The 12,397-nt window shown below is 52.4% G+C and carries 13 protein-coding genes and 2 pseudogenes; 13 read left to right on the top strand and 2 right to left on the bottom strand.

The window, feature by feature from the left end:
• Positions 1–285 (bottom strand): annotated as a pseudogene (locus NP596_RS16455) (hypothetical protein); the annotation flags it as partial.
• Positions 286–665: 380 nt separating this feature from the next.
• Between NP596_RS16455 and ssb the strand changes: the two are divergent.
• The 10 genes from ssb to NP596_RS16405 all read left to right on the top strand — a co-directional run bounded on the left by ssb (position 666) and on the right by NP596_RS16405 (position 10,241).
• Complete coding sequence (gene ssb, locus NP596_RS16450; protein WP_256616477.1) at positions 666–1,094, top strand: single-stranded DNA-binding protein; 429 nt, start codon at positions 666–668, stop codon at positions 1,092–1,094.
• A 144-nt stretch (positions 1,095–1,238) separates the two neighbouring features.
• Positions 1,239–2,294, top strand: coding sequence for a phage recombination protein Bet (gene bet / locus NP596_RS16445; protein ID WP_256616476.1), 1,056 nt, complete (start codon positions 1,239–1,241; stop codon positions 2,292–2,294).
• Positions 2,295–2,470: 176 nt separating this feature from the next.
• The gene (locus NP596_RS16440) at positions 2,471–2,806 is read left to right on the top strand and encodes a hypothetical protein (RefSeq protein WP_256616475.1); all 336 of its coding nucleotides are present in this window, start codon (positions 2,471–2,473) and stop codon (positions 2,804–2,806) included.
• Complete coding sequence (locus NP596_RS16435) at positions 2,803–3,804, top strand: YqaJ viral recombinase family nuclease (RefSeq protein ID WP_256616474.1); 1,002 nt, start codon at positions 2,803–2,805, stop codon at positions 3,802–3,804. The genes NP596_RS16440 and NP596_RS16435 overlap by 4 nt, the downstream gene beginning before the upstream one ends.
• A gap of 348 nt (positions 3,805–4,152) precedes the next feature.
• Positions 4,153–4,365, top strand: a complete 213-nt coding sequence (locus NP596_RS16430; protein ID WP_256616472.1) for a hypothetical protein — start codon at positions 4,153–4,155, stop codon at positions 4,363–4,365.
• Positions 4,366–4,477: 112 nt separating this feature from the next.
• On the top strand, positions 4,478–5,419 hold the full coding sequence (locus tag NP596_RS16425) for an AAA family ATPase (protein WP_256616471.1): 942 nt from the start codon (positions 4,478–4,480) through the stop codon (positions 5,417–5,419).
• On the top strand, positions 5,407–6,186 hold the full coding sequence (locus NP596_RS16420) for a hypothetical protein (protein ID WP_256616470.1): 780 nt from the start codon (positions 5,407–5,409) through the stop codon (positions 6,184–6,186). The genes NP596_RS16425 and NP596_RS16420 overlap by 13 nt, the downstream gene beginning before the upstream one ends.
• 81 nt (positions 6,187–6,267) lie before the next feature.
• The gene (locus NP596_RS16415; protein ID WP_256616469.1) at positions 6,268–7,449 is read left to right on the top strand and encodes a DUF3150 domain-containing protein; all 1,182 of its coding nucleotides are present in this window, start codon (positions 6,268–6,270) and stop codon (positions 7,447–7,449) included.
• An 84-nt stretch (positions 7,450–7,533) separates the two neighbouring features.
• Positions 7,534–9,354, top strand: a complete 1,821-nt coding sequence (locus tag NP596_RS16410; protein WP_256616468.1) for a VWA domain-containing protein — start codon at positions 7,534–7,536, stop codon at positions 9,352–9,354.
• 350 nt (positions 9,355–9,704) lie between these two features.
• The gene (locus NP596_RS16405; RefSeq protein WP_256616467.1) at positions 9,705–10,241 is read left to right on the top strand and encodes a hypothetical protein; all 537 of its coding nucleotides are present in this window, start codon (positions 9,705–9,707) and stop codon (positions 10,239–10,241) included.
• Here NP596_RS16405 and NP596_RS16400 read toward each other — a convergent pair.
• Positions 10,219–10,596, bottom strand: coding sequence for a hypothetical protein (locus NP596_RS16400; protein ID WP_256616466.1), 378 nt, complete (start codon positions 10,594–10,596; stop codon positions 10,219–10,221). The genes NP596_RS16405 and NP596_RS16400 overlap by 23 nt on opposite strands.
• Positions 10,597–10,760: 164 nt before the next feature.
• Here NP596_RS16400 and NP596_RS16395 point away from each other — a divergent pair, with 164 nt between their 5' ends.
• From NP596_RS16395 to NP596_RS16385, 3 genes and pseudogenes are all read left to right on the top strand, one after another.
• Positions 10,761–11,423: a hypothetical protein gene (locus NP596_RS16395; protein WP_256616465.1), complete on the top strand. Its 663-nt coding sequence runs from the start codon at positions 10,761–10,763 to the stop codon at positions 11,421–11,423.
• A 148-nt stretch (positions 11,424–11,571) separates the two neighbouring features.
• On the top strand, positions 11,572–12,069 hold the full coding sequence (locus tag NP596_RS16390) for a hypothetical protein (RefSeq protein WP_256616464.1): 498 nt from the start codon (positions 11,572–11,574) through the stop codon (positions 12,067–12,069).
• A 116-nt stretch (positions 12,070–12,185) separates the two neighbouring features.
• Positions 12,186–12,397, top strand: a pseudogene (locus tag NP596_RS16385) (DUF4942 domain-containing protein); the annotation flags it as partial.

Here is a 12,397-nt window from a genome sequence, read left to right as displayed (position 1 = left end):
ACCGTTGTCGGCCTTGAGTTTTTCTAGCCGTAGTTTTTCCTGCTGCAGTTGCTCCGCGCATTCGGCAATCATCTGGCCGACGATGCTTTCGATTTCATCGACGGTTTCTTCCCGACCGATGATGCGCAGGATCACGTCGATCGCATACAACGAAACCATCAACCGGTTATAACTGTTGCGGATGACACGAATGGCTTGTTCGCTGTTGATGTTAAACCTACGCTCGAATATCGGCCGACTGATATGAGGTCGCTTGCTTTTTTCTCGTACCTGTAGTTCTGCCATGTCAGTACCTATTTGCATGATTTCATCAAGGGCAGATGATACGGCGTCTTTATTTCTGTCCTGGTCGCGAAATCGCGCTAATTATTGCGATTTCGCGAACGACCTTTCTAAAAAATCTGCTCCAATAGCAACACCTTTCATGATGTGATTTTTCACATCTGAATCCGGCTTCGGTCGGCGTTCCGTTTTTAAGCGGCGACGGTGGTTGTCCATCGGCGTGTCAGGTGCGTTAAGCCTGATGTGATGGTTGTGTTTCAGATTTTCATCCTGTCTGGGAGTGCTTATTCCTAGCCGGGAATGCGCCTGCCGGATGTGACCCATCGCCGCGCAGGTGGGTTTTATTTTCTATTATCGGGCGCGGCCGATAGGAGGACATCATCATGGCCAATCGTGGTGTAAACAAAGTCATCTTGCTGGGCCGTCTCGGCGCCGATCCGGATATTCGCTATTTACCGAATAACGGCGGCAAAGTCGTGGCAGTGCGTTTGGCAACCAGCGAAGTCTGGAAAGATGCCAAAAAGGGTAAACAGGAGCGAACCGAATGGCATCGGGTCGTGTTTTTTAAAAAACTGGCCGATATCGCCGGCGATCTTTTGCAGAAAGGCAGCAAAATCTATGTGGAAGGCTCTCTTCGCACCCAGCAATGGGATAAGAACGGCGAAAAACGCTACCGCACAGAAGTGGTTGTGCATGAGTTGCAACTGCTCGATCGCCCAACTGCGCCTGCCTCTGCAAACGGTTCCTCATCGAACCCGGCATCAGAAGACGCTGATTGGGATGACGAGTATGCCGATATGCCGCTCAACTAAACCCAGGCGATACATGCGCTGCCGCAAGCGCGGGTAAATTTTAAATCACTGCCGACCAGTGTGCACTGTTTCGGTATTTCAACCCAAAGGGGACGACTATCCCCGTTGGGGCCATGGCGTTCCCATTTTTTAAGGAGACCCACCATGAGCAATCAAAACCGAAACTATCCAGCTAAGTCCCGGGACTTACCCATGCCAATGGCAGCCCAACAAGGCTATGGCATTTCCGAGCAGTCGTGGAAGGTATTGACGGAAGTCACTTTCCCCACGGCGAAAACCCCGGAAGCCATCCTGATGGCGCTGGATTACTGCAAGGCCCGCAAGCTCGACATCTTCAAAAAGCCGGTGCATATCGTGCCAATGTGGAGTGCCGCGTTAGGCCGCAATGTCGAAACCGTCTGGCCGTCCATCATGGAAATCCAGACCACCGCGTCACGGACCGGGGTTTGGGCCGGCATGGACAGACCCGTCTGGGGCTCGGATATCACCAAAACCTTTACCGGGCGCTACAAGGACGACAACGAGCAATGGCAGGAATCCAGTGTCACCGTGACCTTTCCCGAATGGGTGGCGGTTACCGTGTACCGGATCGTCGGCGGTAAACGTTGTGCCTTTACCGAGGAAGTCTACTGGCTAGAGGCTTATAGCACGGCCGGCGGTAAACACTCGCAAGTGCCGACCGCCATGTGGATCAAACGCCCCAAGGGGCAATTGGCCAAATGCGGTAAGGCCGCGTCGCTAAGGGCAGCCTTTCCGGAGGAATGCGGTTATGCCGCCGAGGAAATGGATGGCAAAACGCTGGATGACGTTTCCGACGCTCGTGTGATCGATGGCAGTGCCACTTACATACATGATGCTGCTATTGGTAGTAACGATCATGCTGTGGTGGACGATGCTGGCGTTGATGCAAACCGCGTTGTCGATCTGTCGCAAATTCATCCCAAGGTGCAAAAAGCGGTTGCCGAACTGGTTAGACGGACAACAGCGGCCGGTGCCTGGAAAGCGGCCTACGACTACGCCAATCAAAAGTTCAAAGGTATCGATCTGACGTTTGCGTTAGCCGAGTTGGACAAGGTCTCGGAGGTTGAACCCAGGACTACACAGTCCTTGGATCAAACTGAAGGTACTGCCATGCCGCCATTGACGCCCAAAGACATGGCTATGACGCAGGCGCGTCAGGCGTTGGGCGCCAACCGTTAGTCATTTAGCTGTATAGGGCTGTCCCGTTGCTTAAACACGCAATCGGCTAGGCCATTTTTCATACTGATGTGTGCTGAATTTCAGCATCCGTCGTATTCAACTACCACCCCTTCAGGGCGTCATGACTCGCCCGTGTGGGGATTCATGATGCTCTGAGTTTTTAGTCAGGAGAGATCATGAATGCAATCGATCAATCGTTAAATCGTCTTCCTTGTCATACCGATTGGCGGCGTTACGACTCACCCACGGTGATTCGCCGGCATGGACGTGGCTTTTTAGAACGCAGCTTCAAACCTGGAACAGGCGCGACAGACGTCGACAAACCCTCCAAAGCGGAATTACACAATTTGGTGGAAAGCTTTGGCGGCTTGGTATTGCCAACTGCGGATGCCGTGTTGTTGCTATTTGCCGATTTTCATTGGGCCAAACGCTGTGAACAGCATTTAACTCAACGTGGCGTGCCTTCGTTGCGGTTAGGCTGCCACATTCAGTTGTCGGATACTTGGCAATGAACGTCATCGACGTTTCGCAACGGTCCGCTGCCTGGCGGCAATGGCGATCACAAGGTGTCAGTGCCAGCGAAGCGGCCATCGTCATGAATCGTTCGCCGTACAAGACCCCGTGGAGATTGTGGGCCGAGAAGATCGGTCTGGTGCTGGAAGCCAGCCTGGACAACAACCCGTTGATCCGCGCCGGCATCCAGCAAGAGCCCGCGGCTTTGCAACGCCTCGAGGACAAACACGATCTGATGTTGTTGCCGCTGTGCGGCGAGTCGGAACAGTATCCCTTGATGCGGGCTTCGTTCGACGGCTTGTCCGACTCGAATGAACCCGTGGAAATCAAATGTCCGCACGAGACCACGTTTCTGGATGTGCTGTTGAATCGGGAAGCGTCCGAGGCTTATCAACTGTATTGGTGCCAAGTCCAGCAACAACTGCTGGTGTCCGAAGCGCAACGCGGCTTTTTGTATTTCTACCACCAAGGCCAGGACATCGAGTTTGAAATTCAGCGCGATGAGCGCTTTCTCACTGAACTCGTCGATAGCGCGATGGATTTCTGGTCGGCGGTCAAATCGAAAAAGGAGCCGAGCAAGGATCCCGAACGTGATTTGTACTTACCCAAAGGTCATGCGGAGCAGCAATGGCAGCAATTGGCGGCGAGTTATCGCAATCGTGCCGTGAAAATCGCGGATTTGAAAGCGGAGCTAGCCACCTTGGAGGATAGTCAGGCGGCCATTGAAAACACGTTGGTATTGCTAATGGGTGATTATGTGGCCGCGGAACATTCCGGGTTGCGGATCAGCCGTTTTCAAAGCCAGGGCGCCATCGATTACAAGGCAGCAATGCAAGCCTTGCAACCGGATGTTCCGGCATCGACTCTCGAAGTCTATCGAAAACCGTCGGCCACGCGGGTACGCGTGACTTGCCGGGACGACGACGGTAAACATGCCGAAGTGCCGTTCGATGCCCAAGCCTTGAAAGACCTGGCGGGCGTGGACTTTTGGTTTTGAGGGTTCGTTTCAAGACATCCTGTAACCCCTGTGGTTACGGGATGTTCTTTGATTGACGTCAGCCGGCCAAGATAATTTACCCCGGCCATGTTATCGAATCATTTAATTCTGGATTGTCGGTTTTAGGCTGGGTTTTCAAAAGAAAAGCCCAACCCAAAACCCCCATCATTCAGGCGTTCCCTTCGTGGAATCCCGAATCCGGTTTCGACCGGCGTTCCGTTGTTAAGCGGCATGAGCGTTTGCCTCGTGTGCCAGGTGCGTTAAGCCTGGTGTGTTTTGTTTGTCCCGTTGGGGTTCATCACCCTTGCGGGAACCGGTGACCCCTTTTCACTTTTGAAGGAGGTCATTATGAATCAAGACTTTTGGAAAACCTTGCATGGCTGGCTGAACGTTGCTCATAGCGATGATATCCAGACCAAAAAGCGTGTATTGCTGGAGCTGCATCGTCAAATCTCTGACCCCGGTTTGAGAAGCGACATACAGCGCATCGTGCGTTTAATGGATCGGGAGCTGTTGGCCCGCGCCGAATGGGCGATGTACTGCGTAATGCAGTTGCGCTAGTAATTTTTTATCCGCCCTGGTTTGCCAGGGTTTTAATCACCCGTTGGGGCACATCACCCCACGGGGCCGGTGTGCCCCTTGTTATCTGAGGCTTAGTCTCAAGGAGCTCATCATGTATCAACAATATTCGATCGCCGATACCTTCGGCATTCCTGCACCGGCCGCCATGAAAGTGGAAGGCTTTATGCCCGGACAAAATGCCTATGTACCCGCGCAAAAGCCGTATGTGTTTCGCAAGGATCACTTGCGCGATGTGTTGGCGTTTTTAGGCGCACACAATGGCGACGGCTTATACCTGGCCGGTCCCACCGGTTCCGGTAAAACCTCGTTGTTGGAGCAAGTCGCGGCGCGTCTTAATTGGGGCGTGCATTCGGTCACCGGTCACGGCCGATTGGAACTCAACGATCTGCTCGGTCAGTACATGCTGGTCGACGGCGGCGCGATGAAATGGATCGACGGTCCGTTGACACTGGCGGTTCGCCTGGGGCACGTGTTGTTGATCAACGAAATCGATGCCATCGATCCTGCCGAGCTGATTGGCTTGAATGAAATTGTTGAAGGGAAGCCTCTAACGATTCCGCAGACTGGCGACGTAATTGCCCCGCATCCGAAGTTTCGTTTGGTGGCCACCGGCAATAGTGCCGGCAGTGGCGATCAGTCGGGCTTGTATCAAGGGGTGCTAAGGCAAAACTTGGCTTTTTTAGACAGGTTTCGGTTGATGGAAGTCGGTTACCCCGACCCCGAAGACGAAATGAAACTATTGGCCGATGTGGTGCCGAGTATGCCGGAAACGGTGCGCGAAAGCATGATCAAGGTCGCCAATCAGATTCGTAAAGTCTTTATTGGTGGCGTGGATGGCAGCGGTATGCTGTCAGTCACGTTATCGACGCGCGGTTTAGTGCGCTGGGCGTCACTGGTGGCCACCTTCAAAAGTGCGCCCAATGCCTTGGCGTATTCGCTGGATCGGGCCTTGACATTTAGAGCCGAACCCGCCGAGCGCGAAGCGATTCATCGCATCGCCAAGGATGTGTTCGGAGACGATTGGGCGGCTTAGTCATGGCCGTGTGGAGTTTGTTTCGCTATCGCAATAGTGATGGCAGTTCCAAAGACTGGGCGGTTAAGAGCAATCCAGATGGTTCAATTACCACGCGCTGGGGGAAAACGGCATCCAAATTACCGGGTGTCAGTCACCGCAATGGTGTTCGGCAATTCGACATCGAAAAGCAAAAACAGACTAAGGGCTATGTATTTGTCGGCGAGGTGGAGATTGATGGTGAGGGTAATGTGGTGTTTCCGGGCAAGACTTCGGCACTATCACAAATGCCTGGACCTGATTCAAATCTCGCACCCGTGCCAACACCACCGGTCGAGGCGCTGTATTGGACCGTTGATTGTCGAGCAGAGCGAGCTGTCCGAGTAGACTTGGGTATCGAGGTCAGGCGACTGATCGGGGTTATTCAATCCGTATCGGATCAGCAATCTAAGCCTCAGCAGGACTGGGATGGCTGGCAACAATGGCTTGATGCCACCCTGAATGCCGAAACCTTTGAGCTCAGTGGTCAGATCAAATCAGTGCAGGGTGTTTTGCCCTGGCTGTTTTTACTGACGCTTAAATCGAAAGGCTTCAAAGGCGTGGAGATTGCTATGGCCACCGAAACAGCCCGAGACCTCTCGGTCGATCTGAAAGTTGAACAGGATGTGCTGGCATTTTTTGGCACTGATCTGGACAGCATCAGAGAAACCGCTGAAGTCTTAGGTTTGCTCAAACCCCGCTTAAATCTGGCAGTGGCCATGTCCGACACGGACGACTGCTGGTTTTAACCGCATTGTTTTTTCATTTAACCCGGAAGGGGCATGCCAGCCCTGACGGGGTCTAGTGTGCCTCTTCCCAAGGAGGCTCACATGACACAAGCTAACATCATTCTGGACCGCGTGGTCTTGGTAAAAGTGGACGCCAATATCTACGGCGCTCGCAAGAAACTGAAAAAAGAAGACCTGGTGCTGGCCGACGGTAGCAAATTGCCGCCGGAGGATTTAGCCAGCCTGGGTTCCAAGCGTTTGCTCGACCCGGATAAGCTGACGGTATTCAACCGTCTGAAAAAGGAAGCCGAACGCATTTGTTTACGCGTCGGTACCCGCTTTCTGGGTGGTTTTGCTGTGCCGGTTGAATCGGCTGCCGGTATTACCGCAGAACTTGAGCGCATTGCGTTGGATTTTGCCGCGGCTAAAACCGAGTTTCTTGCCGGCTACGATGCGGCGGTGACGGACTGGGTGGTTCGCCATCCGGAGTTTGCCGGCATCATCGAGCAAGCAGTGGATTCGGTGGAGTTTGTCTCGACCCGGTTGTCGTTCGATTACCTGGTGGTGTCGGTCGCCTTGCCGGAGAGTCTACCCGAGAAAGAGATCGAGCGACTGGACAGCAAGATTGGCTCGTTAAGCGAACAGATGTTCCATGAAATCGCGGTGGATGCCAATTTATTGGTCGAACAATCGCTATTAGGCAAGGAGCAAGTGACGCGCAGTGCGTTGCGGCCGATCAAGCGTATCCGCGACAAGTTGGATGGTCTGGGCTTTCTGGATCATCGGGTGGCTCCGGTCGTCAGCACCATTGACGATCTGCTGGCGAGAATCCCTAACAAAGGTGCTATTGAAGGCAGTCTTTTACAGGAGATTTTGGCCACGGCGATGCTGTTGGCCGATCCGGATAAAACTCGGCGGCACGGTGAAGGTTTGTTGGCGGAACAACAGCCTGTTGTGGAAGCGGTTGAGATTAATGAAACCGTCGAACACGCGGAGCCTGAGCCAGCAGCAGTAGCAACACTCGTCATCGCTGAAGCCGCTTCAGACAGTACCGATTTTACCGACCTGTTCGACGGCATCTTTGACGATGAAATCGAAACGGAATCGGTGACAACAGCATCGGACGACTGGGCAGTTAAGGTCTTACTGGATAAAAGCCAGGTCGACGTTGCGACGGATGTTGATAAAGCCATCCAACCGGATGTTCAATCTGATCGGGTGGCAGTCACTGCTGATGGCGATGATGAAGAGGCAGAAGATTCCGACCAGGACTACTGGTTCTGATCTGACGCCATTTAACTAACAACCCACAGGGGCAAATTCATGTCCCGCTGGGGTCATGGTTTGCCCACAATTTAGGAGCACACCATGAAAAATAGAACTTTACACAACGCGTTCCCCATCGTTGCAGCGGCCATTGGCAATCGCTTCGGCATCAAAGTCAGTGTTGGGGGCGATCAAGCGTATACCGATGGTCGATCGATTCACTTGCCGGCCTACGAGGGTGTTGATTCTGATTACCAAGATGTCGCCTGGGGATTGCTGGCACATGAAGCGGCGCATATTCGTTATTCGGATTTTACGCTGTGCTATGGCAGTTCGGTATTACGCCGTCGCCTATGTAATGCGATTGAAGATGTGCGGATCGAGCACGAATTGGCCAAGGACTTTCCGGGTACCAGGTTGACGATACGCACGGTGATTGAAAAGATGATTGCCAAAGGCGACTTTGTGGCCGCCAGTGAAAACGATCATCCTGCCAACATTTTGTACGGTTTCGTGTTGAAAAGTTTGCGTGCCAGGGTATTGGGTCAAACGGCCTTATTGCCTTTGGTCGAGCACACCGAAATGGCATTGAAGGCGAAATTTCCGAAAGGTGCAGTAACGCGGTTGAAAGGTTTGTTGTCGGAAGTACCGAATGATTTGCAATCCGAGTCCGATTGTTTGCAGTTGACCGATCGTATTCTGACCATGATTGAACAGGAATTCGAGCAAGAACGGCAGCGCAATCAGGCACAACCATCGGACGATGAGGAATCGTCGCCTGAACCGGACGAAAGCGATCAGGACGCAAAATCCGCCGATTCGGACGATTCAAGCTCATCGGATTCCGAAGATGAGGTGGATCTCAATGAACGATTACCCAAGGACACTGACGACGATTTGTCTTCAGAATCGGCGGGTAGCGATGATTCAAATCCGGAAAATCCTGTCGATAAACCGACAACAGCTTCCGATAGTATTCCATCCAACCCGCAAGGGGATGATGAAAATGTTATGGAGATTGCCGACCCGATGGGCGTCTTGCAAACCCTGTTGTCCGCCGGAGACGGTGACATCGAGCAGGATTTATTCGAGTCATTGAAATCGGCGTTATTGTTGGCTGCGGAAAACGTATCGGAATTGCTGATGCCCAGTGGCCTCGAGCCACCCATGGACGAGCAGGCCGGTTCGTTTTTACTGCGTAAGGTGCAAGGCGAATCGGGAAAAATCCGCGCTGCCTTGCAAGGCCTGGTGCAATCGCAAACCCTAAACCGCTCGCAACACGCGTGTCGTGGACGACGGATGGATGGCAAGCGTTTACACCGCTTACCACTCGGCGAAACCAAGCTGTTTCAGCGCCAACAGTCTAAAGCTGCACCCAATACGGCGATTCATCTGTTACTGGATAAATCCGAAAGCATGGGTTATCAAGTGGCCGATAACCAAGGCCAGCCCATTGGATCGCGGCTGCCGATTGCGCTAGAAGCGACTTTGGCACTGGCGTTGGCCTTTGAAGGTATTCCGGGCGTCAATCCTGGTGTGACCGCGTTTCCTGGGCATCAGGATGATTCGGTGTTCCGATTGCTGGAGCATGGCCAGCGCGTGAATGGCCGAACCGGCGCTTTTTCGCTGACAGCCAGTGGCAGTACACCAATGACTGAAGCGATTTGGTTTGGTGCGGCATCACTGCTACGTTGCCGGGAACCACGCAAGGTGTTGATGGTGATGACCGATGGTCAACCCAACGAGTCACTCAGCACGTTGGAACTGTTGCAGCGCTGCCGGGATAGCGGTATTGAAACGGTAGGCGTGGGTTTGGGACTGGATGTCAGTCATTTGTTCCCGATTGCCATCACCATTAACGATCTTTCCGAGCTGAGAGCACAATTGTTCGAACTCTCGAAAGCGGTGTTGTTGGCAGCCTAAATCTCGGCCAGTCAATTATCCGTAGCCCAATCCTTGGCTCAATGCCTTGGATTGTGGTTATGGGTAACTGATTGCTGCCGAAGCTTGTCGAATGTGCTCATTTTCTAGAGCCCATTCGACAAACAGACCTTTCATGCGTTCTTTTCGAAGAGTGCTGAATCCGACTTTGGTCGGCGTTCCGTCTTTAGGCGGCGAGCACGTTGAATCGTGATCGTGTCGGGTGCGTAAAGCCCGATGTAAACCGCAGTGGTATTACCCTCTGCAAATCCAAAACCCGCTTCGGGCGACCATCGCCCGACCGGGTGCTGTTCATTCGAAGTGTTTTCTTAAACTTTTAAAGGAGAACTTCAATGAACTTTATTTTCGGCATCATCCTGTTGGCTATGTTTATTCTCGCTCTGAGAATAATTTGGGCAACGGCATTGCAACTGCTGAGCGCCTTGAAACAAACGGCTCAAGTGTTGCACCGCTATCGTGCGCAGCGTTTGGCACGACACCGGCTACCGGTCATCATGCCTCAAATCCGTCATGAGATGGGTTGGGTGGCCATGTCCGATTCGGTACGTCAGGAAATCCAGAGTCGCAATCGTGAAACAAATCGCGAGTTGGATCGATTGGAACTTCAATATCAAGCCAAACAGAAAACAATCAAACTCTACGAGGCGGATATTGAAATCGCCAAACTGGAGCGTGAGATATTGAAAATCAAACCGGCGATCGTCTCGGTGGAAACCGAGGCAAAACCCCGTCGGCGGTCTAAAAAAGTGGGCGAATCAGGCTTGGTGAATGACAAAACCACCAAAACCGCCCAACAGGTTTTTCAATTGCGGGAAGCGCTGAAAGGTAATGCCAATGCATTTCCGGCTAGTCAGCAAGCCCGCCATTGAATACCCGCAACGTGGTTCCGGTTGCCGTATTGATACGGCGAACCGGAGTCTCGTCTTGATTCGATTCATCAGCAAATACCCAGCTGCCTTCGGGCAATAACGACAACAAATCGTTCTGGGTTTCCCGGCGAATTTGTCGAATCTTATTTAGAAACGGCCAGGCTTGTTCAGGATTATCAAACCGCTTGAGCACGTCGGCTTCCAAAACATCCAATTTTTGGAAAATGTGTTGGCAATGTCGAACGACTTTCAATGGTTCGTCGACAGGAATCGCCATCGGTTTTCGACTTGGATACGGCTCCTTGGTCCGCTTAGGACTGAGGAAATCAAAAATGCGCAAAATATCGTCAAACATAGCTATTTCTCTGCTTTTTAATGAGTTTTAGTCACCATATACCGATTTTTGCGCGAATTCAACCCCGCTGTGCGAGCCGATTTTCGGCTTTAATTAGCATTCTTTACCTGCAGGAACGTCATCCTGCCGGGTGGTCGCTCCTGCATTTTTTGGAGGACATGACCATGAAAACCATCAACCAACCCAGCGTTGGCACAACCGCTGCCGAAAACAACACGGTTCGCTATCTGAATCAGTACCGCTGCCCTTACTGCCAGACCGAATGGGAGGATGTGTGGGATTGCGGCTGTAACGATCGCTGTCCGGATTGCAACAAGGAAATCGAGCCTTATGAAAGCGCATTGATTGAGGGTGAATCGGCGGAAACCGAATTGCCAGACGAAGAACCCGCCATAGCCAATGTCACGGCGGCGGCTGTGAATCGGTTCTTCGTTGTCTCCTATGAAATCGACTATGTGCATCGGGTATCGGTGGGTATCACCGCCGATGGTCCCGAAGCGGCACAACAGATTGCCGAACAGGCCTTCAACGATGCCACGATTTGGAATGACACCGCGGTCATGCCGTTATTGTCCGATGAATATCATGAATCGGAGGGTGAAAGCTTGGTCTGGGAATGCGTTGCGGTTGAACAATGGCCAGACCCGGATCATTCGCTACGGCAATTGAAGCAGGAACAAGCGGCCATGCGGGTTTGCCGTGGATTGGTTGAAGCCTATCAACAAGGCGAAGCCAATGCCGGCAGTATCGATTGGGAAGATTTAGATCAGTTAATCCCTCTGGCATTACAAGCCTTGGGAAAACCTGCGCTCGAAATCCCATCCTAAAAACTGCGCGTGATGTTTAAGCGCGTACATTGTAAAAGCCTGAGTTAGCCAAGTCACTCGACTTGGTGCTCATTTTTTCCACCCAAACGGGAATGTCCTATTCCCGCTGGGGATGTGTGATGTTTCCGTATTTTTTGAGGACAACATCATGACACACGTCTTTGAACACAGTTTTAGTACGGGTCATTGCATCCACTATCAGCGTTTGCCATCCGGCACCTGTTATCACGCCGACACACCGGAACCGGTGGTCGAGTTGTTGGAACAGCTTCGCCATAGCCGACGCAAAATCCGGCTGTATTACGGTGATCCCACTACAGGGCAATCGTGGCTCGACGAGCACGATGTCATTGGCTGGATTGGCCGTTCGACCGGCACGATCAAAGTGCCGCTGTTGATCGAACCGGGTGACATCGGTGGTCCGGCATTGCTGGATCAGTGCATCGTCCGTATCGACAGTCCCCGCCAGGTGCTTTACCAACATGATGATTTTCGGGTTGGCGAGGTGGAACTGGTGAAAGGCGAGCTTAAACGCTTGCCTTGGGAAATCTGGATCGACGGCTGCGTGCATGCCCGATTCAAAGCAAGAACCGAAGCCCGGCAGTATCAGGACTTCATTCAAGGTAAGCGGTTCGCGTTGATCTGACGCACCGTTTTCAATTTTGACACTCGGTTAAGCCGAGTTTTTTAACGTTACCCCTGTGGGATGATGCTATCCCGCCAGGGAACCATCGTGTTTCAGGGGTCTCATCGGAGATCACCATGATAGACAATCTTCAGTATTACCCAACGCCGGAAGCGTTAAGTATCAAGGCTTGGGAAACCTTCAAGAACCGGCAGTTCGTTCGGGTATTAGAACCCTCTGCGGGTGAAGGGCATTTATTACAACCCAGGCCTTACAACCGCTGGCAGCAAATTCCAGTCGATTGCATTGAAATCGATATCAGCAAACACCCGATCTTGCGTTCACAAGT

The organism is Methylomonas rivi (assembly GCF_024505165.1).
GTDB classification, from domain to species: Bacteria; Pseudomonadota; Gammaproteobacteria; order Methylococcales; family Methylomonadaceae; genus Methylomonas; species Methylomonas rivi.
This window is presented reverse-complemented; position numbering and strand designations above follow the sequence as displayed.

Coding starts and splice junctions, on each gene's coding strand:
- NP596_RS16410 (WP_256616468.1), top strand. CDS start 7,534: ATGAAAAATAGAACTTTACACAACGCGTTCCCCATCGTTGCAGCGGCC.
- NP596_RS16435 (WP_256616474.1), top strand. CDS start 2,803: ATGAACGTCATCGACGTTTCGCAACGGTCCGCTGCCTGGCGGCAATGG.
- ssb (WP_256616477.1), top strand. CDS start 666: ATGGCCAATCGTGGTGTAAACAAAGTCATCTTGCTGGGCCGTCTCGGC.
- NP596_RS16395 (WP_256616465.1), top strand. CDS start 10,761: ATGAAAACCATCAACCAACCCAGCGTTGGCACAACCGCTGCCGAAAAC.
- NP596_RS16400 (WP_256616466.1), bottom strand. CDS start 10,596: ATGTTTGACGATATTTTGCGCATTTTTGATTTCCTCAGTCCTAAGCGG.
- NP596_RS16425 (WP_256616471.1), top strand. CDS start 4,478: ATGTATCAACAATATTCGATCGCCGATACCTTCGGCATTCCTGCACCG.
- NP596_RS16405 (WP_256616467.1), top strand. CDS start 9,705: ATGAACTTTATTTTCGGCATCATCCTGTTGGCTATGTTTATTCTCGCT.
- bet (WP_256616476.1), top strand. CDS start 1,239: ATGAGCAATCAAAACCGAAACTATCCAGCTAAGTCCCGGGACTTACCC.
- NP596_RS16430 (WP_256616472.1), top strand. CDS start 4,153: ATGAATCAAGACTTTTGGAAAACCTTGCATGGCTGGCTGAACGTTGCT.
- NP596_RS16390 (WP_256616464.1), top strand. CDS start 11,572: ATGACACACGTCTTTGAACACAGTTTTAGTACGGGTCATTGCATCCAC.
- NP596_RS16440 (WP_256616475.1), top strand. CDS start 2,471: ATGAATGCAATCGATCAATCGTTAAATCGTCTTCCTTGTCATACCGAT.
- NP596_RS16415 (WP_256616469.1), top strand. CDS start 6,268: ATGACACAAGCTAACATCATTCTGGACCGCGTGGTCTTGGTAAAAGTG.